Annotated in this window: 20 protein-coding genes; 14 read left to right on the forward strand and 6 right to left on the reverse strand. The window is 38.8% G+C overall.

What is annotated here, in order from left to right; translation table 11 throughout:
* Position 1: 1 nt before the first annotated feature.
* Positions 2 to 700 (forward strand): ABC transporter ATP-binding protein, encoded by a 699-nt coding sequence (locus tag ACK8HY_RS01325; protein WP_416132465.1) that lies wholly within the window; start codon positions 2 to 4, stop codon positions 698 to 700.
* Between the two features lie 92 nt (positions 701 to 792).
* On the opposite strand, the gene ACK8HY_RS01330 is transcribed toward ACK8HY_RS01325, so the two are convergent.
* Both ACK8HY_RS01330 and ACK8HY_RS01335 read right to left on the reverse strand, forming a co-directional pair.
* Positions 793 to 1101 carry a zf-TFIIB domain-containing protein gene (locus ACK8HY_RS01330; RefSeq protein WP_416132466.1) on the reverse strand — a complete coding sequence of 103 codons (309 nt, stop codon included), beginning with the start codon at positions 1099 to 1101 and terminating at the stop codon, positions 793 to 795.
* A 142-nt stretch (positions 1102 to 1243) separates the two neighbouring features.
* Entirely contained in the window at positions 1244 to 2023 is a 780-nt protein-coding gene (locus ACK8HY_RS01335; RefSeq protein ID WP_416132467.1) for a TerC family protein, read from the reverse strand.
* A 259-nt stretch (positions 2024 to 2282) separates the two neighbouring features.
* On the opposite strand from ACK8HY_RS01335, the gene ACK8HY_RS01340 reads away from it, so the two are divergent.
* A complete protein-coding gene (locus ACK8HY_RS01340; protein WP_416132468.1) occupies positions 2283 to 3179 on the forward strand; it encodes a CorA family divalent cation transporter in 897 nt (298 codons plus the stop codon).
* A gap of 110 nt (positions 3180 to 3289) precedes the next feature.
* On the opposite strand, the gene ACK8HY_RS01345 is transcribed toward ACK8HY_RS01340, so the two are convergent.
* A complete protein-coding gene (locus ACK8HY_RS01345; protein ID WP_416132469.1) occupies positions 3290 to 3562 on the reverse strand; it encodes a hypothetical protein in 273 nt (90 codons plus the stop codon).
* 477 nt (positions 3563 to 4039) lie between these two features.
* On the opposite strand from ACK8HY_RS01345, the gene ACK8HY_RS01350 reads away from it, so the two are divergent.
* The gene (locus ACK8HY_RS01350; RefSeq protein ID WP_416132470.1) at positions 4040 to 5461 is read left to right on the forward strand and encodes a serine hydrolase domain-containing protein; all 1422 of its coding nucleotides are present in this window, start codon (positions 4040 to 4042) and stop codon (positions 5459 to 5461) included.
* A gap of 142 nt (positions 5462 to 5603) precedes the next feature.
* Here ACK8HY_RS01350 and ACK8HY_RS01355 read toward each other — a convergent pair whose 3' ends face one another.
* On the reverse strand, positions 5604 to 6065 hold the full coding sequence (locus tag ACK8HY_RS01355) for a VOC family protein (protein WP_416132471.1): 462 nt from the start codon (positions 6063 to 6065) through the stop codon (positions 5604 to 5606).
* Between the two features lie 209 nt (positions 6066 to 6274).
* Between ACK8HY_RS01355 and ACK8HY_RS01360 the strand changes: the two genes are divergently transcribed.
* Both ACK8HY_RS01360 and ACK8HY_RS01365 read left to right on the forward strand, forming a co-directional pair.
* Entirely contained in the window at positions 6275 to 6922 is a 648-nt protein-coding gene (locus ACK8HY_RS01360) for an NAD(P)-dependent oxidoreductase (protein WP_416132472.1), read from the forward strand.
* A gap of 68 nt (positions 6923 to 6990) precedes the next feature.
* Positions 6991 to 7563, forward strand: coding sequence for an isochorismatase family protein (locus tag ACK8HY_RS01365; RefSeq protein ID WP_416132473.1), 573 nt, complete (start codon positions 6991 to 6993; stop codon positions 7561 to 7563).
* A gap of 140 nt (positions 7564 to 7703) precedes the next feature.
* On the opposite strand, the gene ACK8HY_RS01370 is transcribed toward ACK8HY_RS01365, so the two are convergent.
* On the reverse strand, positions 7704 to 8072 hold the full coding sequence (locus ACK8HY_RS01370; RefSeq protein WP_416132474.1) for a winged helix-turn-helix transcriptional regulator: 369 nt from the start codon (positions 8070 to 8072) through the stop codon (positions 7704 to 7706).
* A 260-nt stretch (positions 8073 to 8332) separates the two neighbouring features.
* Here ACK8HY_RS01370 and ACK8HY_RS01375 point away from each other — a divergent pair, with 260 nt between their 5' ends.
* From ACK8HY_RS01375 to ACK8HY_RS01395, 5 genes are all read left to right on the forward strand, one after another.
* Positions 8333 to 8842, forward strand: coding sequence for a sigma-70 family RNA polymerase sigma factor (locus ACK8HY_RS01375; RefSeq protein ID WP_416132475.1), 510 nt, complete (start codon positions 8333 to 8335; stop codon positions 8840 to 8842).
* Between the two features lie 84 nt (positions 8843 to 8926).
* A complete protein-coding gene (locus ACK8HY_RS01380) occupies positions 8927 to 10102 on the forward strand; it encodes a FecR family protein (protein ID WP_416132476.1) in 1176 nt (391 codons plus the stop codon).
* Positions 10103 to 10303: 201 nt separating this feature from the next.
* Positions 10304 to 13627 carry a SusC/RagA family TonB-linked outer membrane protein gene (locus ACK8HY_RS01385; RefSeq protein WP_416132477.1) on the forward strand — a complete coding sequence of 1108 codons (3324 nt, stop codon included), beginning with the start codon at positions 10304 to 10306 and terminating at the stop codon, positions 13625 to 13627.
* 16 nt (positions 13628 to 13643) lie between these two features.
* Positions 13644 to 15479: a RagB/SusD family nutrient uptake outer membrane protein gene (locus ACK8HY_RS01390; RefSeq protein WP_416132478.1), complete on the forward strand. Its 1836-nt coding sequence runs from the start codon at positions 13644 to 13646 to the stop codon at positions 15477 to 15479.
* A gap of 32 nt (positions 15480 to 15511) precedes the next feature.
* Entirely contained in the window at positions 15512 to 17200 is a 1689-nt protein-coding gene (locus ACK8HY_RS01395; RefSeq protein WP_416132479.1) for a discoidin domain-containing protein, read from the forward strand.
* A gap of 73 nt (positions 17201 to 17273) precedes the next feature.
* On the opposite strand, the gene ACK8HY_RS01400 is transcribed toward ACK8HY_RS01395, so the two are convergent.
* On the reverse strand, positions 17274 to 17627 hold the full coding sequence (locus ACK8HY_RS01400) for a hypothetical protein (RefSeq protein WP_416132480.1): 354 nt from the start codon (positions 17625 to 17627) through the stop codon (positions 17274 to 17276).
* Positions 17628 to 17727: 100 nt separating this feature from the next.
* Between ACK8HY_RS01400 and ACK8HY_RS01405 the strand changes: the two genes are divergently transcribed.
* The 4 genes from ACK8HY_RS01405 to ACK8HY_RS01420 all read left to right on the forward strand — a co-directional run bounded on the left by ACK8HY_RS01405 (position 17728) and on the right by ACK8HY_RS01420 (position 22338).
* On the forward strand, positions 17728 to 18894 hold the full coding sequence (locus ACK8HY_RS01405) for an ATP-binding protein (RefSeq protein ID WP_416132481.1): 1167 nt from the start codon (positions 17728 to 17730) through the stop codon (positions 18892 to 18894).
* An 89-nt stretch (positions 18895 to 18983) separates the two neighbouring features.
* Entirely contained in the window at positions 18984 to 19751 is a 768-nt protein-coding gene (locus ACK8HY_RS01410) for a leucine-rich repeat domain-containing protein (protein WP_416132482.1), read from the forward strand.
* Between the two features lie 361 nt (positions 19752 to 20112).
* A complete protein-coding gene (locus ACK8HY_RS01415) occupies positions 20113 to 21525 on the forward strand; it encodes a DUF4932 domain-containing protein (RefSeq protein ID WP_416132483.1) in 1413 nt (470 codons plus the stop codon).
* Between the two features lie 276 nt (positions 21526 to 21801).
* Positions 21802 to 22338, forward strand: a complete 537-nt coding sequence (locus ACK8HY_RS01420; protein WP_416132484.1) for a cysteine hydrolase family protein — start codon at positions 21802 to 21804, stop codon at positions 22336 to 22338.
* The last annotated feature ends 419 nt before the right edge of the window (positions 22339 to 22757 follow it).

Here is a 22757-nt window from a genome sequence, read left to right on the forward strand (position 1 = left end):
TATGATGTTAGAAGCAGTTGAATTAACAAAACAATATGGCGACCATATCGTGTTGGATCACCTCAACTTGCAGGTGGAATCAGGTGAGGTATTCTGCCTCATGGGCCAGAATGGCGCTGGAAAGACCACAACTCTTAATTTATTCCTTGGTTTTATTGCGGCCAGCTCTGGGGAGGCCAGGGTTGACGGGAAATTGGTGTCCCCCGGACTAAGGGAGACGAATGTCGCCTATATTCCCGAAGTGGTGACGCTCTATCCGTATTTGAGCAGCCTGGAAAATCTGGATTTTTTTAGTCGGCTTGCGGGCTTCAGGTATACGAAAGAGGAGCTCTGTAATTACCTGCGGCAGGCGGGACTGCAGCCGGAGGCTTTTGAAAAAAGATTGGGGCTGCAGAGTAAAGGCATGCGACAAAAGGTCGGGATTGCAATTGCCATGGCTAAAAATGCGAAAGTGATATTGATGGATGAGCCCACCAGCGGACTGGATCCACAGGCGATGCATGAATTTAATGAAAATGTGAACGCGATGCGGGAGGCCGGAAAGGCGATTTTAATGGCCACGCACGATATTTATAGTGCTGTCCACAGCGGTGCACGTATCGGCATCATGGAGCAGGGAAGTCTGGTGCATACGCTTTGCGCAGATGAGGTTTCGGCCAGCGAGCTTGAAAAGATCTATTTAGCCATCATGCGAAGCTGACCGCCCAGCGCGCTGGGCACTCTAAAGTGATAACTAAACAAAAAGCCTGATGCAGATCAGGCTTCTTATTTTAAAACTCTTTTAGACTGTCATTAATCAAAATCAAAGAGGTCGGAGAGAAAAGATTTCTTTTTTCGCCCATGTGGATATTTGTGATTGTCCGTGTAGCGGTCATGATCACGGTAGTGCTGCTGTGTTTGATGGTTTTCTCTTTCGTACTTATTGTAATCCCTATCGTTATTGTGCGCTTGGCTACTGTCGATATTATTGCTGGCTTGTTCCAGTAATTTATCCAGTTCACCTTTATCCAGCCATACCCCTCTGCAGTTTGGGCAATAATCTATTTCAATTCGGTGACGTTCCGTCATCAGTAGGGTTTCGTTACAGTTTGGACATTTCATATTTTTGAATATTAATGAATTTACAATATAATTAAAATTATAGAACCACTTACCTCGTCCCCTTATTATTTAGCAAATTTTAACGTAATGATTTCAGTCGTCAATTTTCGGAATTATATAATTATGAACAATCATATCAGATTTATATGTTAGTAGGGTTTGAATCTGAAATTTTCTTTAATGCCTTATTTTCCGATCGTATATTTAAAAATTCAACCAGGACAGAAAATGCCATCGCAAAATAGATGTAACCTTTTGGAATATGCTGGTCGAAGGCTTCTGCTGTTAAAGAAACACCTATAAGCAGTAGAAATGCTAAAGCCAGCATTTTAACCGATGGATGGTTATTTACAAATCTGCTAATAGGTTCTGCCGAGAACATCATAATCGCTACAGCTACGATTACTGCGGCGATCATAACACCGATTCGATCGACCATTCCTACTGCTGTGATCACCGAATCGAGGGAGAATACAAGATCAAGGATAAGTATTTGGATAATAATGTTAGCGAAAGTTACCTTTTTGAGTTTTGTCGTGCCGGTTTCGATATGCCCTTCGACACGATGGTGGATTTCGGTTGTGGATTTATAAATAAGGAACATCCCTCCAAAAAACAATATGAGATCCCGTCCTGAAAGCGAAAGGTATCTGATTATTGCCGGATTATCCGTGTTGAACCAGCCTGCAATATCCACTATTGTAGCGGTTAGGCCCATGACCCATTTAATCGAAAATAAGAGCGCTACGCGCATCACCAATGCCAATGCGAGGCCTAACTGCCGAGCCTTTTTTTGTTGTTCGACCGGAAGCTTACTACTTTGTATTGAAATAAATACGATGTTGTCAATGCCCAGAACAATTTCCAGCACAGTTAAAGTAAAAAATGAGATCCAAATTTGTGGGTCAGTAATCCATTCCATAGTTGATGATTTTTTTATTTTATTAATTTCAATAAAAGTCGGCGATTATATCTATAAGCAGAATCATACACAGAATGTTTTGGTTTTTATAAAATTCAACACGTATGGTCTCAGACCTATTTGCTGACAAAATTGCATCCTTTGCTACGATTTAACAGACAGCTGTAGTTTTATTTTGCTATTGTGCGTTTCGCAGAATATGCGGGAGAAAAAGTATATTTTTCTCTATTTTAGAATCCATAAATTAGAAAGGATAATTATGACAATCGAAGTTAATGGACAGATAACGCCAGGTTTCACATGGCTGGATGTATATGCTCCTGCGAGCGAGGAATTGCAGGAAGTTGCCGAAAGATATAAGATACACCCCGTGCTTATAAAGGATTGCCTCCAACCTGATCACCTACCTAAACATGAAGAGATGGAAAACTACTCCTTTATTATTTTTAGGGTGCATAGCGAAAGTAATCTAAAAAATGTTGACACCGTACAAGAGTTAACACACAAGGTTGCGATATTTTATAGCGAAACATTTGTTATCACAATCCACCGTCATAAACAGCCATTAGTCGATCGTATTATTGCCATGGGAGAGAATAAGCCCTACAAAAATGTCATGATGCTTGTCAATTCTCTTGTTGCTGAATGTCTGGATACCTATCAGCCTGCATTATCTAAGTTGTCTGCAGAGATTGATTATTATGAGTCTGTTATATTTCTTCGTCCCAAAAATATACCCTTGCTTAAGGGGCTCTACCATATGAAACGGAAAGTTGACCTGATAAAAAGGATGGTTGAGCTTTCTCAGGAAATAATTGATGCGTTAGACACTAATTCAGGAAATGTATATACAAGAGATACAAAAGACCTTTTTATAAGACTCAAAAACTTGTCATCTTATCTCTCGGAGAATAGTCACAATTTATTGAATATCTATTTTTCAACAACATCCCAGCGGACTAATGAGACGATGCGTATATTAACCATTTTCTCTGTATTTTTTATGCCTTTAACCTTTATTGTGGGGATCTACGGAATGAATTTCGAGTACATGCCGGAATTGAAATGGATATATGGGTATCCAGCAGTAATGGTAGTCATGATTGTCGTCACTGTGGTGATCTATCTGTGGTTTAAGAAGAAGAATTGGCTATAATAATTCTTCTTCTGTCACCTCAATTAAATCCGGCTTTGCGTATGTAAGGAAAGCCAAGTAACGCTAAAATGGGTTATTATTTTATAGTTGAAAGGGGATCATAATAATTTTTATGGTTTTACAGATTCAATTTCTTTTTTATCCATCACAGTTCGCAATGCTTTGTATATCCCTAAAAGCAGTATGATCAGGCAAGTCAGTGTAAGACCAAGATATTCCACCACCCAAGCGATCAGAATTGCTACGATATGAATCTTGCCGTTTTCCGGCTTGAACATCGCCCCTGTGAAAAGGTAAAAAGCAAAGGTAGCGAATACACCCAACCAGATCAGGGCATAAATATAATGTAATGGATTTTTACTAAATTGGTAATTGCTCAACATAGTCGTCTTTAATTTAATCTCAAATATATAGCGGTCTGGATTTGTTTATGAATGGATTTACAATTCGCTTGATAAGATTTATGAATCGTTGGGTCTTCCTAAGCATGTCGAAGAAGATATTGACTAGGAATTAACGATACCGTTGAGCCTAGTGATCAGTTGGGATGGCGACGCTATCCAAGTATGTTTAGCTTGTTCATAAATGAACATAAGTTGTACGATTTTGAACATTTCTAATATATTTAATTTGTTCATTATAAGTTTTTTATATTTTTGGTTAATGAATTGGTTGAGTAAAGTAAGTTGTTTTTGTCTAACTACCATGTCAAGAGATTATATCTAAATTGAATTTCAGAACCTCAAAGAGAGAGGTTTAGTGGAATAAACAGAAAAGATTGCTGATAGGGGGGAGTGTTTCATCAGAAATTCAGATTAAATGATTCTTTGATCATGGCATAAGACCCGAAATACATAAAAATGATAATTAAACTGAATTATAAGTTTTACAGTCTCCTCGTTTTATTTCTGTTCTCAGTTCGGTACTTACCTGCCCAGGCTGTCCGTTCCGATTACGATTATTTTATGAAGGAGTTTCAAAGACTCTTTAATGAGAAAAAATCGGATGCAATTTACGGAAGATCGTCCGCCGTCTATCAAGCAAAAATTTCAAAAGAAAAGTTTTCGCTGGGTATGCGGAAGTTTGTTGCAAATGTGGGATTAATGCAACTTTTTTCTTTTGTTGATTCGACTACCAGTGGATATAATTATAACATTAAATTTGAAAACTCCGACCAATTATTTTCTGTTCTGCTTGATCATGAGAAACAGGTTCTAAGAATGAATTTTAAGGAATTACCATTTTTCATAGCAGATAAGGATTTCAAAGTAGAAAGCAATAATCCATTAAAAGACTCTATAGATTTACTGGTGGAAAAATTCGTCAGGCCATATATTCAAAAGGGTGCTACCGCGGGCATTATGTTAGCGATAATCGATGGAAAGCAGCAGAGAAAATATAGTTATGGCTCGATTGCCAAGACAAGTAAGCAACTTCCAAACGCTTCCAAAAGTATTTTTGAGATTGGTTCAGTGACAAAAATTTTCACTTCTCTTTTATTGGCCAAGGAAGTCGTTGGTGGCAATATGCACTTAGCGGATCCGGTCAGCAAATATTTGCCCGATTCTATTCCTCGTTTAGCGTGGCATGCTCATCCCATTTCACTTATGCAATTATCAAATCATACCGCTGGATTTCCTCGGCTCCCGGAGAATATTTTTACGACTGATGCCGTTCTGGCGGATCCATATCGCCATTATAAGGTCGATTCACTCTTCCATTATCTGAAAAAATATAAAGTTCCGTCTCAGACCGGTGTCAAGTTCTCTTATTCAAATTTAGGAGCGGGCGTGTTGGGGGGGGCATTAGAACGCCGTAATAACAAAAGTTTTGAACAGTTGGTCATTGACAATATTTGCTTGCCCTTAGGAATGAAAAATACTTCACTAGAAGATGTCGGGTTGGTACAAGGGTACAATGAAAAAGGCAGGCCTACGTCGTATTGGCATCTAGCATCTTTGGCGGGATCTGGCGCCATTAGATCTACGTTGGACGATATGATCCTTTTTATGAAGGCACAGTTAGGTTCCAAAAATAAACTGACAAAAGCCATCCAATTGACTCATCAGATAACTTTTGCAGATGAAGATCAAACTATGGCATTGGGCTGGCGTATTAAAAAAGCAGGAAATAAGAATATATTTCATCATTCTGGAGGTACAGGTGGATTTAGGTCTTTTGTTGCATTTGATGATAGATCCCAAAAAGCCATTGTTATTCTGTCCAATGCTGCCTTAGATGTCACTGCTATTGGATTTTCGATATTTGAAGATTGCTTATAGTGTAACTAGACCCTATATTGACATATAGGCACCTTGGGTTGAAATGTCCCGACCATTGCTGCTTTGCCAAACAATGATTCGGGACATTTACTTTTTCCGGTTTACACCAGTGTTGGGACATGGACTTGGTCATTACCTTGTTTTAGAAATCAGCAATAATGATCTTTTTCATTCCCATCATTTTTTTGAATGCGCCGGGTCTTTTGTTGAGTTCCGCCCAATTTTCAGGACAAACCTGCCAGCTTAATCCGTATTTGTCTTTCAGCCATCCACAGACGCTCTCCTGTCCTCCATCCGATGTAAGTGTTTCCCAGTAGTAGTCAATTTCAGCCTGGTCTTTGCAGGGGATCATCAAGGAAATAGCTTCATTAAATTTGAATTCCGGTCCGGCATTAATCCCGATGAAACGCATTCCTAGAATCTCAAATTCTACGGTAAGCACTTTTCCGGCAAAATCCTGCTGGAAATCAGCCAGTCCTTCGGCTTCTGAATTTGGGTAATACGTGATATTGATGATTGTGCCATCTTTGAAAACCGATAGGTAATATTCCGCGGCTTCCTTCGCGTTTCTGTCAAACCAAAGGTTTGGAATTATCTTTTGCATAGCTTTATATTTTTTTGGTTATTGTCACCTTATTTGAATTTGGTAATTTACTGTCTTTCAAATTTAAAAGATTTGTTCTTCGATCGACTTGGCATAGGGTAAGAAATGAATTTTATTCATTACCTATTGGTAACTAGTTACCCATGAGTTTAATAGGTGTTTTTTATACTTAAAAGTGCATACTTTTGGTGTATAATATATTGAATACAATGAAAATAGCTGTAATTGGAACTTCGGGATTTGTTGGATCCCATATAACAAACGAACTCTTATCACGTGATTATGATGTGATAGGAATTTCAAAGGAAATTAAAATCTCACATGAGGAACATTTATCCTATATCAAAGTTGATATTTTAAATTTAGCGGAGCTAACAAAAGCACTAAAAGATTGTGAAATAGTAATAAGTGCATTTAACGCTGGTTGGGATAACCCGAATCTTTATGAGGATTTTCTTTCAGGATCAAAAGCAGTCCAAGAAGCTGTAAAAACGGCAGGTATCAATCGTTTTATCGTTATAGGCGGTGCTGGTAGCCTTTATGTTTCAGATGGGGTACAAGCTGTTGATACTCCTGATTTTCCTAAAGAGTTTTATAATGGAGCATTAGCAGCTAGAGATTACTATAAAATTTTGGAAAAAGAAAAGAACTTAGACTGGGTTGTATTTTGCCCTCCATTTGAAATGCATAAAGGTATTACAATAGGTAGAACTGGTAAATATCGTCTGGGGAATAGCACGCCAGTTTACAACGAAAGTAATAGAAGTGTCTTGTCTGTTGAAGATCTGGCGGTAGTTATAGCAGATGAGATAGAAAATAAGACATTTTCTAAAAACAGATTTACAGCAGCCTACTAATAATGTGATCATATATCGAGATTCAAAATATGTTTTCAATTAGATAATATTTAACACAACAATATAGTATGAAAACTCTAGAAAGATTAAATGTCAATGATATCACCATTGTCTTGGCCGATTTGCAACCAGAAATAATTGCTTCGGCTAATCGAACATTAGCTGAGAAGGATTTGCGTAAATCCGTATCAATATTGGTAGAAGGGGCGGAGATTCTAGATATCCCTGTTTTTATATCAGTAGTGTCTTTGCACCCCGATCTTTATCCAAACGTTATAGATGAAATTAGCATGTACGTACCTACAATTCGTTCCACTTCTAATGTATTTGACGATGGCCCCAGCCTCGAAAAATTTTCCGCCCAAACGAGGTCTACGATTATTCTCGGGGGAGTAGCGTCCGAATTGGTTGTTGTTCAGTCAGCGTTGGAAGCCCGTAGGCTTGGCTATGATGTCCATCTACTTACAGATGTATGTGGTGGTTTGAGTGAAAGAACCGAAAAGGCAACATTTAAACAGCTGGAGGGGGTTGGCGTTACTTTATCAAGTGTTGCAGTCTTCTTAAGTAGTTTACTTCCAACTACAGATGATCCAAGGTTCGCATTAATGTTTCGTACGTTAGGCCGTTTTTTGGATAATTAAAATGTATAATTAAACTAAACATATTAATTAGTTTAAGTGTTGGCCGTTATTCCTGCAAAGAGTTAACGGTCAATTTTAACTACCGGTTTGTAGTATTTCTAAATTTACATGCAAATAAAATCGGATGAGCTATTATTGGTCTAAATCTGATTACGGCTTTTATAAACATTTTGCCGATAATCGATGCCCCATTCTGACATACTTCTAAGTAAGATATAGAGGCTTTCTCCAATTTTTGTGAGTTCATATTCGACGGTCAGTGGCATCGTACTGAGTACGGTCCTATCAATAATTTTATCTATTTCAAGATCTTTCAATTCCTTGGATAATACTTTTGGCGCAATTCCATCAATATGTCTGACAAGATCCATAAATCTGAAACATCCATTGTTATAAAGTGCAGTTATAATATGCGGTTTCCATTTACCACTTAAAATATCCATTGTATCTCGTATACCCTGAATTTGCGACCGGCAATCTTTATCAATTGGAATACCTTGTTTTCTCATCCAGATAAAATTACAAAACAAATTCTTGATTTTATCTTTTACGCAATTACCAATTGGTAACTGAAGAGCATTAAATTATATCATACATTTTGACGACATTCAATATAGGACGACTTCAAGCATGCAAATTTAGAAATTGAAAATAGCTGGCGAATTGGTTTAAATGGCTCACAATAAATTGTTATTTTGTTGGGAAAGAAATTATTTTCCTAAATTGTCCCAACAATTGTTAGCCTGATTATAGCGGCTTCTGATAACTTATGAAAACATTCGAATCTTTGTTCAAAGATAATTTTGTGAAATTATGTGAGTTTGCCTACCAATGGACAAGGTCGGACGAAATGTCAAAGGATGTTGTACAGGATGCTTTTTTGGTCCTGATCGAGAAACCTGATCTTCTGGAAAAACCATTTCCTGTGATCAAGAGCTTTCTGTACACGACAGTCAAAAATAAAAGTATTGATGCCTATCGTTATTCTAAACTGCGGGAAATAAAAGCAACCGAGGATACGGCAGATGCAGCTGATGAAAGCAATTATCTCGAAACGCTCATTCGCGCGGAGATCGTAGGTGAACTGCATAAGGAATTAAATAAATTACCTGAGGCCTGTAAGAACATTTGCGAACTCATTTATATTCAGGAAAAAAAATATGAGGAAGTTGCGAAGGAACTGAATATAAGTATTAACACCGTCAAGACACAGCGGCAGAGAGCCATTAAAGCTTTGCGGGACAAGTTTTTGAGTCTACTTTTTTCCATTCTTATATAAATATATTCTTAATTTACAGGGTTTTAATTATTTTTTTTAAACCTTGTCACCCTTTTTTAATTTTCGGACGACTAAAGAGAAATTATGATCAATACAGAAGAGATACTTTTGGGCGAATTAATCGCTGCCCTAATTCGGGGGCAAGAGCTAACCATAGAGGAGGATATGCAGCTAAAAGCGCTATTGCATAAATATCCGGAGGCTAAGCTTTTGTTTCATAAGTTATTGGATGAAGGAAAGATTCAATCCAATATAAACTGGGCAGAATTTAATACTGATGACCAATGGACTGCATTTCAGCACATCCGTCATTCTGGTATACAAGGCAAAAAGACCCTGATGTTTAGACCGTGGTTGATTGGGGTGGCCGCATCGCTTCTGTTTTTAGTGGGCTTCTATACATTTTGGACGTTATATTTCAATGGAAATCAACCGGCTTATATTGTTAAAGATAAGTACTACGGACAATTGAACGATGTACTGCCAGGAAGCAATGCTGCTATTTTGCAATTAGGTGACGGACGGCAGGTACTGCTGGATTCCCTACATCCTACGGTTGACCTTAAAGGGGTAAACGTCGCAAATAACCAGTTGGTCTATGGCTCTTCCATCCAATCTGAAGATATGACTCAACATAAATTAGTGATTCCATCGCGTGCGATCTTTCAGGTACGACTCTCGGATGGAACCCGTGTGTGGCTGAACTCCGAATCGGAGCTAGAATATCATCCCAATTTTGATGAAAAAGAGCGCCGGGTACATTTGAAAGGCGAGGCATATTTTGATATCGCGCACGATGCCGTAAGACCTTTTATAGTTGAAAGTGCCGGACTGAGATTGCAGGCTTTGGGGACAGAATTTAATGTCAACAGCTATCAAAACAATTCCAGAGTAGCACTAACGGAAGGAAAACTCAAAATTTCCTCCTCTGATCAAGATATAGTCATACTGGCGGGTAAAGAGGTTCGATTGGAAAATAAACGCTTGTCGGTTTATGAGATACGGGATATGGAAGAAATCACGGCTTGGAAAAATGGGTATTTCTATTTAGGTAACAAGGATCTGAAGCAGACGCTGGATGAAATAGAGCGTTGGTATGGTATCACTGTTGTTGTTGAAAAAGGGGTAAACGCGCAGCGACAATATGACGGGGGGATGAAAAAAGATGTATCACTGGCCAGTTTATGTGAGGCGCTTTCATATCTGACGGGCTATAAGTATGTGATAGAACAAAACAAACTCATTGTAAAACCAAAATAAAGAGGAAAGGAGAACCTACTATGAATTAAAATAAACCTAACATTATGAGAAAAATAGCAGAGGTACTGGCATACCTCTGCAGAAAATAAATTAACGTTTTACTAACCATTAATTCAGTCCCAATTTATGAATAATTTTTTTTATTCAAAGGGTTTGTTGTGCCCTTTATGGCCAAAAAATGCTTTGAAGATCCTACTTATTATGAAAATAGCATGTTTTCTGATCATCCTATCTTTTTTTGGAGCATCTGCATCAACTTTGGCACAAAATAAAATTAGCCTTCATGCGCGTAATACGGAAATAGAGACCGTGTTAAAAAAAATTACCGAGCAGACGGGAACACAGTTTGTCTACGAGAAACGAATGTTCTCAAATCGAAAAGTTTCATTTTCGGCTAAGGAGGAAAGTTTGAAGAACGTGCTCGATAGACTCTTTAACACAAGTGAATTCGAATATAAAATATTCCAGAATACTACTGTAATTAAGAGAAAAGTCAATATCCCAGTTACCATGAGCAGACAAGATCACGTTTTTCGGGGAAAGGTGGTCAGTAGTGAAGGTGACCCATTACCGGGCGTCACCGTTAGTGAATTAGGTACAAGTAATCAGACACAAACCAATGAAGCAGGTGCATTTGTTTTGAAAGTCTCTATGCTAAATTCCAAAATAAGGTTCTCTACCGTCGGATTTAAGTCTGTTGATGTTCCTTACACTGCGACAGAACAGGTCGTTACATTGGAAACTGACGCTGCAGAGATGGACGAGGTGGTCGTCGTCGGTTTTGGTAAACAGAAAAAGGCAAGTGTAGTAGGGGCGATATCATCCATATCACCCAAAGCGCTAAAAGTGCCGACGAGCACATTGAGCAATGCTTTTGCAGGAAGAATTGCTGGTGTTATCGCTGTACAGCGTGGTGGTGAGCCCGGTGCTGATGGTTCGAACTTTTGGATACGTGGAATTTCTACTTTCACGGGCGGGACAAATCCATTGATATTTATCGATGGGATTGAGTCGAGCATTGGAGATATGAATAATCTAGCTCCGGAGGTAATCGATAATTTTTCGGTTTTAAAAGATGCTTCTGCTACAGCGCTTTATGGTGCCCGTGGGGCAAATGGTGTGATGCTGATCACAACAAAGCGGGGCGGAGACATGGATAAAGCCCGGATCAACGTTCGCTTGGACAATACATTTTCCACACCGACTAAATTGGTGAAAATGGCAGGAGCCGTAGATTACATGACAGCCTATAATTACGCAATTCTAAATAGGCTACCAAATGCTTCTCCACGTTTTTCAGAAGAAAAAATTCAAGGGACGAGGGATCGTCTAGATCCGATCGCATATCCAGATGTAGATTGGCAGGATTATCTTTTCAAAGATTTTGCAACAAACCAATATGGCAATATAAATGTGACCGGAGGCGGTAAGAAGGCAGATTATTTTATCAGTGGAACCTTTAATAATGATAATGGAATGCTTCGTAAAGACCCCCTGAACAAGTTCAACAATAATATTCGCCAACGAGAGTATAATGTTATTGCAAACGTAGGGGTCAACCTTTCCAATTTTACGAAGGCCGTGGTACGGATCAATTCCCAACTGGCAGATTATTCGGGCTCATCTTCCAGTACGGGCACCATTTATAATTCAATTTTTTATGCTCCACCAGCCTTGTTTGCTCCTGTATTGCCGAGTGCCATTCAGCAGGATCATATCCTTTTTGGCAATATGGCGGGCGGACCGATACCCCAGACTTCCGGAGATGGGATCTATGAAAATCCCTATGCCCGCATGGTAAGCGGCTATACTAACCGCTTCAGTGTCACTAATACCGCAAGTTTTGAGTTGAACCAAAATATGAAATTCCTCCTCGATGGGTTAAGCCTAAAAGGTTTGATATCTTATAAAAATTACTCAACAAATTCGATTGCCAGATCTTTTACCCCATTTTACTATGGTGTGAATTCGTTTCGTGTCAATGATAATAAGCAGTATGAATATGAATACAAATCAATAACTCGTGGAACGACAGCTTTGGCTACTACTTCGAGTTCCAGTGGAGATCGATTAATGACAATCAACTTAGTGGCTGATTGGTTGAAATCTTTTGGTAATCACGACGTTTCCGCTATGCTAGCTTATTTGTCCCGGGATTACACCACCAATGCTGGAGGAACCGCCATATTCCCTTTATTACCTTTTCGTAACCAAGGCCTTGCCGGAAGGGTGACCTATGCTTATAAATCACGCTATTTCTTCGAAGGAAATTTTGGATACAATGGTTCAGATAACTTCGAAAGTAAACATCGGTTTGGCTTTTTTCCGTCCCTTGCTGCTGGGTATATGATTTCAAATGAGGATTTTTGGAAGCCTATAGCCCCGATTATCAATAGCTTAAAGATCAGGGGATCTTGGGGTATTGTCGGAAATGACCAGATTTCCGGAGCACGCTTTCCCTATCTGGATGAAGTTAATCTGGCTACCGGAAGTTACACTTTTGGAAACGAATGGCAGACCTCCGCTACAGGGGCCAATATCACACGCTTTGGAGCCAGAGGAGCTACTTGGGAGGAAGGACGTAAATATAATCTAGGTATAGATCTTGGCCTTTTGAAAAAACTAAATTTAACCTTAGACTATTTCTCCGAAACCCGCGAGAAGATTTTTATGCAACGTCGGGTGATTGCTGCAGAATCTGGTATAGTAGGGACCAATCCCTATGCCAATATTGGTAAAGTGAAAAATAGTGGATTCGATGGGGAACTAAGTTATCAACAGCAGTTTAGCCCCCACTTCTATCTTAATTTTAGAGGAACTTTCACCTATACCAAAAATAGCCTTCTGGACAGAGATGAGCCTCAGCTTCCCTATGCATACCTCTCTGAACTTCGAAAGCCCTTAAACCGTGCTTTCGGATTGATCGCCGACGGTTTATACCAATCCGAAGCGGATGTAGCAAATAGCCCACAATCAACTTTCAACAATGATCTCAAACCGGGAGATATTAAATATCGTGACCTAAACGGTGACAATAAAATTGATGATAACGACAGGATGCAGTTCGGTAACCCTTCTGTACCGCAGATAGTTTACGGTTTTGGGATATCGTCTCAATATAAGAAGTTTGATTTTTCGTTCTTCTTTCAGGGAGTTGCGAAGACAAGTTTAGTTATCTCTGGCATTCATCCTTTTAACTCTGATCAATCGAGTCTGCTGGATTTTATCGCACAGGATTACTGGACGCCAGAAAATACGGATGCAGCTTATCCCCGTCTTATCAGCAGTGTCAACCAACACAATAACTTTAAGACTTCTACCTTTTGGATGCGTGATGGGTCATTTATCCGCCTAAAAAATGTGGAGTTGGGCTTTACTTACAAATTTGCAAGAATTTATCTGTCAGGTCAGAACCTCCTAACCTTTTCTAAATTCAAATTATGGGATCCAGAGCTTGGAGGTGGAAGCGGCTTGAGCTATCCCAATTTACGCGTAGGATCCGTTGGTCTACAATTTCAGTTTTAAATTCGATAACGACTAAATGATGAAAAAGATTATATTTTATATCATGTTTGTATTTATTGCCAGCAGCTGTAGTAAATACCTTGAAGTGGTACCTGCTGATGTCCCAAAACTGGATGATGCATTCAAGAATGAGAACACAGCTGAGGGATATTTATATTCTTGCTATAGTTATATCCCCGTAGTCAATGACGCCCGTACCAATTTTTCGTGGCTAATGTCCAATGAAACGGTAGGGTCATATCATTGGGGTGTGCAGTATTTTTCTTTCTTACGTGTGCAGCAAGGTATGTACAGTGCTTCCGAGCCTGTTTTGGATATCTGGCAACAGTGTTATAAAGGTATCCGTCAGTGTCATACTTTTCTGAAAAACATTGAATCAGTTAAGCCGTTAACCATAAGCGAGTCGGAATTTGCCACTAAGAAAAAGGGATGGATTGCTGAAGCAAAGTTCCTGATCGGCTACTTTCATTTTGTCCTATTGCAAAATTATGGCCCTATTGTTTTGGTGAAGGAAGAAATTCCTTCCAATGCATCTGGCGATCAGATGTTTGCTGCAAGAAGACCCTATGATGAATGTGTAGCATTTATAGCGGGGATGTTTGACCAATCGCAGCAAGATTTGCCGCTTTCCTATCCTGCCTCCGAACAGGGCAAACCGACCAAAGCTGCTGCACAAGCGCTAAAGGCACGTATGTATCTCTTTGCAGCAAGTCCACTTTTTAATGGCAATAAAGAGTTTTATGCTGACTTTGTCAATAAAGATGGTACTGTTCTTATTCCGCAGAACTTCGATAAAGAGAGATGGAAAAAGGCAATGGACGAAACAAAAAAGGCCATCGAGTTTTTCGAATCCGGTGGCGGTAAATTATATACCTATACAAAGACAGCTATCCAGGATCCTTTTACACAGGCGGTGATGAATACACGCTGGCAAATGGTTGATCCCATAAATTCGGAATTGATTTGGGGTTATACGGGTACAAAAGAAACCGCATCTTGGGGCAATTCCTTTCAAGCGCATGCGATTCCTAGGGGTTGGAAAACAGGAGCTCCATATGGTGGGGTAGGAGCCACCTTGTCTGCTGTAGAAAGATTTTATTCAAAAAACGGACTCCCTCCGGAAAAAGATCCGTCGTTTGACTGGAACAACCGGTTTAAGATCGCGGATGGAGACGAAACTATCAAATTACACCGTAATCGTGAGCCTCGATTTTACGCCTATATTGGTTATGATCGAGGAGACTATGAAATTGGAGGAGTGACTAAGAAGCTGATGTTACGGGCTGGCGAACTCAATGGTATGGTCAACCTCAATAGCGACCAGCTTTATTCTGGCTATGCGATCAAAAAGGGAATACACCCGAATTCAAACGTTACGTCGACGCAGTTTACAGTGGTCGCATATCCTTTCCCGATCATACGATTGGCAGAACTTTATTTAAATTATGCGGAAGCTTGCGCTGAATATAGTGGAACATTGGATGCCGATGCGACAAGATATATCAACGCGGTCAGAAGCCGTGCCGGAATACCGAGCCTGAGCCAATCATTTGGTAGTCTTGGTGGAGGTGAGCTGATTGAAGTCGTCCATCGGGAAAAATTAATCGAGTTTATGTTCGAGGGGCATTCACTGTATGATATTAAACGTTGGAAACAAGGTGAAAGATATTTTGCAGCAGACAAAAATGGTATGCGGGGACTATATTCACAAGGTAAGACAGCGGATGAATTTTATAAAGATTACATACTTGTCGGAAGACCTTTCTTTTTCGAGAAAAAAAGTTACTTATCCCCGATAAAGCAAGATTATATCAATGTTAACCACAACTTGGTCCAAAATCCAGGCTGGTAAATTTAATACTTAAAAAATAAAACTTAATTCATATGAGAACAATATTATATCTGTATATCGCATTGCTATTTGCATGCGCTACCTCTTGTAGCAAGAGCTTATCGAATGAAGAGGTTGTCACGTTACCTCAAATTGATAGTGTGGCTTATTATGATAGTATCCAAAATGTAAATCTAGCAAACAGAATTTCGGGCGCATCCGCAGGTTACTTTCAAAGTGCACAGAAATACAATTTAAATATTGTCTATTTTATTCCAAATGATGTACAGCCAGCTGCAAACTTCCAAAAGCGATTGAGCGAACTGATGTTATGGACCCAAAATTGGTATAAACAGCAGATGACAGCCAATGGGTATCCGAATAAGACCTTTGGGCTTTTTACAAATGCGGCGGGTGACAATGTACGTTTTAATATTATATTCGGTAAGAAAGATAAGACCCAATATGATTACAACAATGGATCATCCAATGTGATTGCCGAGATAAACGAATTTTATACGGCCAATCCGCAGTTAAAAACTGGAGATCATAACCTGATTATTCTTCCAAGCTTTTATACACAGTCTAATGGTGTTCCCGGAGGCGGTCCGATCGGTCCTCCATTTTATGGACTGGGTAGAAATTGTTTTGCGCTGGATTATGCTGATTTGGATATCATGCATATGGGGACGAATCAGACAGCACTTGGCCAGGCATTCATTACCTGGTTTGGAGGATTGGTACATGAATTGGGGCATGGATTAAATCTTCCCCATAATAGACAGAAAGTTTCGGAAGGTAATGATCCCCAAAAAGGAATGGCGCTGATGTGGGCTGGTAATTCTACGCTAGGTCTTTCACCAACATTTCTAACAGGAGCTGACGCAGCGGTTTTGAATGCAAATCAGGTTTTCAATAGTGACAATGGAATATATTACGGAAGCGTGAATACTACGCTGCAACGATTAAATGCGGTTTATGATCAGACGAAAGCGGCTATTGTCCTGAGTGGAAAATACGCTTCCGACATAGTCGTTACCAATGTATTGTGCTTTAATGATCCGAATGTAAACAATGAAGGCACTGGTGTAAATAAGGATTACAATGCTATCGCCTGGGCGACAAAACCAGTTGGGGTCGATAGTTTTTATATCGAAATGCCTATTAACGAATTGGTAGAGAAGTCGGATGGAATGACCTACGAAGCAAAGCTTAAATTTGTTCATGCCAACGGAGTCGTTAAAGAATACCCCTATCTTTACCAATTTCAAAATGGGACACCCCAAATAGATTTTGGCGATAAGACATTCCATGATAAGAGCAACTGGCAGGTCGTCGGTTTTAGTAGCCAGGAGATCAGTGCTACCTATCCCGGATATGCTGTTCGAGCTATTGATGGTAATATCAATACATACTGGCATTCGAACTGGTCGCAACAGCCGGCATCCTCACATCCACATTTTATTGCCATTGATCTTGGCATTAGTCGCACACTGCACGGAGTGAGCTTGTGGCAGCGCCAAGGCACATCTGCCGGAAATTCCAAGAATATAGAGATTTACACGAGTACAGATAATCAAAATTGGTCACTGACCAAAACTACCACCCTGGCTAGTGTAGGGGCACAACAAAATGTGGGATTCGGTACGACCTTCCAAGCGCGTTATCTAAAAGTAGTTGTTCTATCTTCGTATGGAACCAATGAAAATAACTGTTCTTTGGCTGAGATCGCTACTTATTAATTTTTAAAATTTTGGCCACCTAATGCTCCTTTTGGGTGGCCTTTCTATTTAATTAATGGGGCACCTAGCTTTTTTATTTCAATTTCTTAACAGCCTTATTTTCTATGAGTGATCTCATTTGTGTCGTAGCAAGCTTATTGAGTTGCTTAAGTCTTTCATTTTGAGATAAACCTTGTTGTATTAATAGCGCATTTATACTTTCCATGTTGCTTAATACCACCAATGGTTCTATATTAGTATAGTCTCGAATATTACCTTTCTTATCAGGATTTGAATCTCTCCATTCTTTTGTTGTCAATCCAGGGGGCATCACAAAACTATTGAGACCAGCTTGTTTTCTAAACCCCTCGAATTCGAGAGGTTTAGAATTAGGGTTTTGAATACTTTTCCAAAAACCTAAGAGTTCAATGGTATTGCGATTTCTCACCAGTCATTTCTCATCTGAACGCTGAGCTTTGTTGAAGATTTTAATCTTCAAAACAATGTTTATTTTATCTTGTTTTTATAATTAAATACTGTATCCCTCTATGAATAAAGATGAGCAAATAAGTGATTTAACTCAACTCAACGAAGACCTAGAAAATTACTTTAGCAATACGATCATTCCGCAGTTATTTGTGGATGCCAACTTCATATTGAGAAAGTTTACGCCGCCGGCGATGAAGCAGTTTGACCTTAAGGACGAGTTCATAGGAAAGCCCCTGGACGAGATCAAGGAAAATTTTAGATTTCCTACGTTTATCAGTAATATAAATACAGTGATCGCAACAGGTAAAATTCTGGAAAAAGAAATACAGACAACGGATTTAAGGTGGTATCAGATGAATATACTTCCTTATCACGTCCGTAATGAAAACCGTACGAATGGTGTCATCGTTACATTTGTGGATATTACGCCCAGGGTGAAGGATCTTAAAGAACAAGAGAAGCTTGTGCTGGAACATGAATTGCTGCTTGATACATTAGCTCATGATATCAAAAATCCCTTATTGGCCCTTAATCTTTCATTTGATTTAATGAAAGATTTAAAGGATAAAAATTCAGCTAAGTTCTTGCCCTTGATGCAGAATCATGAGAAAAGTTTGGTGGAAATAAAAAAGATAATAGATGATCTTACGGAAAGCCGTTGGGGAAAGCAAAAATATCAGGCATCCATTGAACTGATAGATCTTCCAAATATTCTGGAGGACGTACGCTTGAGTTTAGCTCCCCAGCTGATCGAAACTGATGCAATTATTAAGCAAGATTTAAAGGTTTCTGAATTTACTTTTGTACGCCGTAAGTTGCGTAGCGTGCTCTATAATTTGATTAATAATGCGATCAAATATACACCTGAATCACGCCGCCCAGAAATTTTGATCTGCTCGTTCAAAGAAGACGGTTATCTTGCTATTTCCGTGAAGGATAATGGGATCGGTATGAAGGCCGAAGATCGGGCAACAATTTTTGAAAAATTTCGGAGGGCTACCAAATTGGTCGATGGTTCTGGTGTAGGCCTATATTTGGTGAACACGATAGTTACACAGGCAGGTGGAAAGATTAATATAATTAGCGAACCCGGTCAGGGAACAGAGATAAAAATCCTGTTGAAGCTGATCAGAAGGAAATGTAAATCATACAATTTTCGTGAATATTTCAGCTGTGTTGAAGTACAATATTCAAGTTTTGTATTGCTATTTAAATTTGTATTTTAGTATTAGTACTATGTTTCGGCTTCCAAATCCCGCCCGAACGCAAAGCCCCGAAACGTTATCCGACATATATCCAACCAAACTGCTGCTAAATGAAAAATACTGATTTTGAAGATTTTTGGAATGACTTAAGCCAACTTTGGAAAGCTGATCTATCTCACGGACTAGGTAATGATTATTCTCTACGGGGCAAAATTCCGGTATCATTTGAAGAACTTAATAAGGTAAAACTTTTGTATTTATGTCAGCACTCTAATCTAGAACCATTATTACACCTTCCCAATTTAGAAGCTTTATTTTTGTCTGGTAGGGTAAATATAGACTATACAAGCCTAAGTAAATGTGAGAATTTAAAAGAGTTAGGATTAGCTAATACAGATATTGACAATCTGAACTGGATTACTTCTCTGAAAAAGCTGAAAAAACTGAGTATAAGTAAAACAAAGATCAAGAATATTGAGCCATTGCTTAGTTTACCTTCACTCACTGAACTTAATATATCGGAAACAGATATTGAAGACTGGAAACCGTTAACTAGCATACACAAACTCTCTAAACTTTATACATTCTACTGTAAAAAACCAATTGATTTAGAAACAGTTTCAAAACTTAAAAATCTTACACTAATCGACATTCGTGGTAATGATATTGAAAATCTAAATTTCTTATCCGAGTTAAAAAAACTAAAATGTATTTGGGACATAGATTGTGGTACTAACAATTATGATGTATTAAAAAAGCTTCCAAGCCTTAACCAAATTGGTTGCAGAAAAGAAGTATTCGAAGAAATTAAAGATTGGCTTATTGACAAAACAATGCATTATAATGTGAATGGGAAAGAAATTACAATTAAAAAATAATACGTCGAACAAGGATTTGCCAAACCGCGCTTTCGAGTTTACGAAAATAAAGAGGAAGATAAGTTTACCACAATCTGAGTTATTTAAAGATATTGTAGCTAGATCTGGATTGCAGGTATTGATTCTAGTGCCATTGTGTGTCTATTGGATGTCGTGCTATCACTAATACGAGCGAATAAGAACATACAAAACAGCTGGCATCCTGTTCAATACTGAACGCTGGTGTTCGATAACGGTCAGTATTCAAAGAGGATTTTTTTTGTATTTCACTGTCAAATAGGATGTTATTTTTTTGGCAAAACATTTGGTAGCTCCATTAAAAGTATAGAACGAATTAAAGATAATAAAACCTATTTCCGCTATGTTCGAAAAAATTTCTAAATATGTATTGATTGTCCTATTCAACTTGTCATTAATGTTTACCTATGGACAGCGTACTCAAATTATGGATAGACCCAAAGTTGACGAGCGTATCGAGATCCTTAGTATAGTATTTAGGCTAGCCGGCAATCAAGAATACAACTCAGATGTTTTTAAGCGCTACATTGATCGGGTCAATGAACACTATGGTCCCTTTAAAGAACACGAACTGATCACCTTTGTCAAAAAGGTTAAAAATGAAAATGGTATAGGTTATGATGCCGTAATGAGTATGGCCATACATCTGGATGACAAGTTCAATCTTAAACAAAAAAATAGCGAAGAAACACTAGACAAAAGATGGAGTAAAGATAATGCGGTTCAGTTTGCAACACTGTTACAGAAGTTTTACAGGGACAGTAATAGTAAACGGTTTTTTCAGAAAAACCAGGCACTGTACAACGAGGTACAAAAACGCTTTCTTCCAATTTATGAGCATATTGACTTGGGCTGGTACCCTAAATTCTATGGTAAGGAACCATCCGAAAAGTTTTTGATTGTGAACGGATTGGGGAATGGTGGTGGTAATTATGGGGTATCCATTAAAAATCCGCGGGGATATAAAGAAGTCTACGCTATTATGGGGACATGGAGTATGGATAGTCTTGGTATGGCTGAATTTCCTTTACAGAGCTATTTCCCCACCTTACTTCACGAGTTTAATCACTCCTTTGTTAATTATTTATTAGAAAAAGACACCATAATTTTTAGAGATAGTGGCGAAAAATTATATAGCGTCGTAAAGGAAAAAATGAACCGGCAGGCATATGGGAGCTGGCAAACGACGCTGAATGAGGCATTGGTTCGAGCTGCGGTTATTAAATATCAAAAAGATCATAATTTCAGCTCCGAAGAGATTTCAAGGGAAACCAATGAACAGTTAGATAGGGGATTTCTTTGGATTGAAAAACTCGTTGATGAACTTGATAACTTTGACCGTCAGCGCGACAGATATCCCACTTTGGAAAACTATATGCCTGTCCTTGCCAAGGCTTATCAATCCTATGCTGCTGATATTTTTTCTTTAGATGCGGCCTTTGACGAAAAAAGACCAAAAATTATTTCTTTTGAGGGAATCGAGGATGGACAAAACACTGTCAACAGCACAATAGGGCAGTTGAAGATAAATTTCGATAAGCCGCTATTAGGACAGGGGCGGTCATTTAGGGGAATCTCCAAAGAAAGTTTTCCGATGATAAAAGGACATCGGTATTCCCCAGATAAGAAATCTGTTATCATAGATTGGGACCTTGAACCAAACAAAACCTATGAGATCTTCATCACAGGGAATGCCTTCCGGACCGCAGATGGGATACCGATGAAAGACCATTATCTAAAATTCAGTACAAAGTAATTTACCGTTGTCTTATAAAATGTATTTGCATGGAAAGATTCGTGATTATGAGCAGCATTGTAGCAGATTATCAAATTCACCCGTATTGTTGATATATCAATAATAAAGGTGGCAATGCTACTTCCTAACTGAAATGGACATATTGCTCCAAATCCTACTTAAAGTAGTAGTCTATTTCAGCCTAGTCTTTACAGGGGATCATCAGCGAGATAGCCGCTGTTTGATAATAAACATTCGTTATATTTATCCATCAGATTATCACTAGGTGAACTTAGGATGAAGGCCTTATTAATTATAGATATGCAGCAGGGCAGTTTTAGGCCCTATACACTACGGTATGACACCAAGGGTGTCATTGATCGGATCAATGGACTTTCTCAACAGTTCAGAAAGAGCGGTGCCCCGGTTATTTTTATACAACATGACAGCACAAAGGAGAACTGTTTCCTTCCCGGTACAGAAGATTGGGCATTATTGCCCGAATTGGTCAGAGGTTCTGAAGATATATTTGTTTCTAAGACAGCGAATGATTCATTTTATAAAACTGATCTTCAGACGATATTACAGCGTAGGGGAGTGAAGGAACTGATTGTGACCGGATGTGCTACAGATTTCTGTGTGGATGCTACGATAAAATCAGCGATAGCAAGAGATTATTCTATCACCATAGCTTCGGATGGGCATACCACCGCTGACAGACCAATGATCCCCGCTAAGCAGGTGATAACCTATTTCAATTGGTTATGGTCAGAAATAACAGCGACGCAAGGGATGATCAACGTTAAATCCTGTCAAGCTATTTTAGAGACTTAAGTATTGAGTGAATATACTCTCTGTAGTACGCTGCAGAAAAAAAATTATCATTCGGGCAATTACTTGTGCTTACTTTTTTGTTCCAAGTCGTCAACTGAAAACCACTAATAATAAATAGCCGCGGAAAATGTCGAAAATATAGCTATCCGAGTTATCCAAGAGACTACAGTTGGATTAAAAGAGGATTCAGATCTTATGAAATGGAAAAATAAGCAAATGTTAATGGAGTAATCCAGAGTCTCCAAAGTTCAACAACCTATAAATAAGAAGGATTCACTCTAGGAAGATACAATCCCCATATCATTGATCGTAACGTCTACCTACCTGCGTCATGTTTTTATTAAAAAACAGGTAGTATGTACAGCTCCACATGGCTGTTTCCAGTATGTTAAATTCTAATATCTCTGAATTATCGGGTA

The organism is Sphingobacterium sp. NGMCC 1.201703, from assembly GCF_047784615.1.
In the GTDB taxonomy this organism is placed as follows: Bacteria; Bacteroidota; Bacteroidia; order Sphingobacteriales; family Sphingobacteriaceae; genus Sphingobacterium.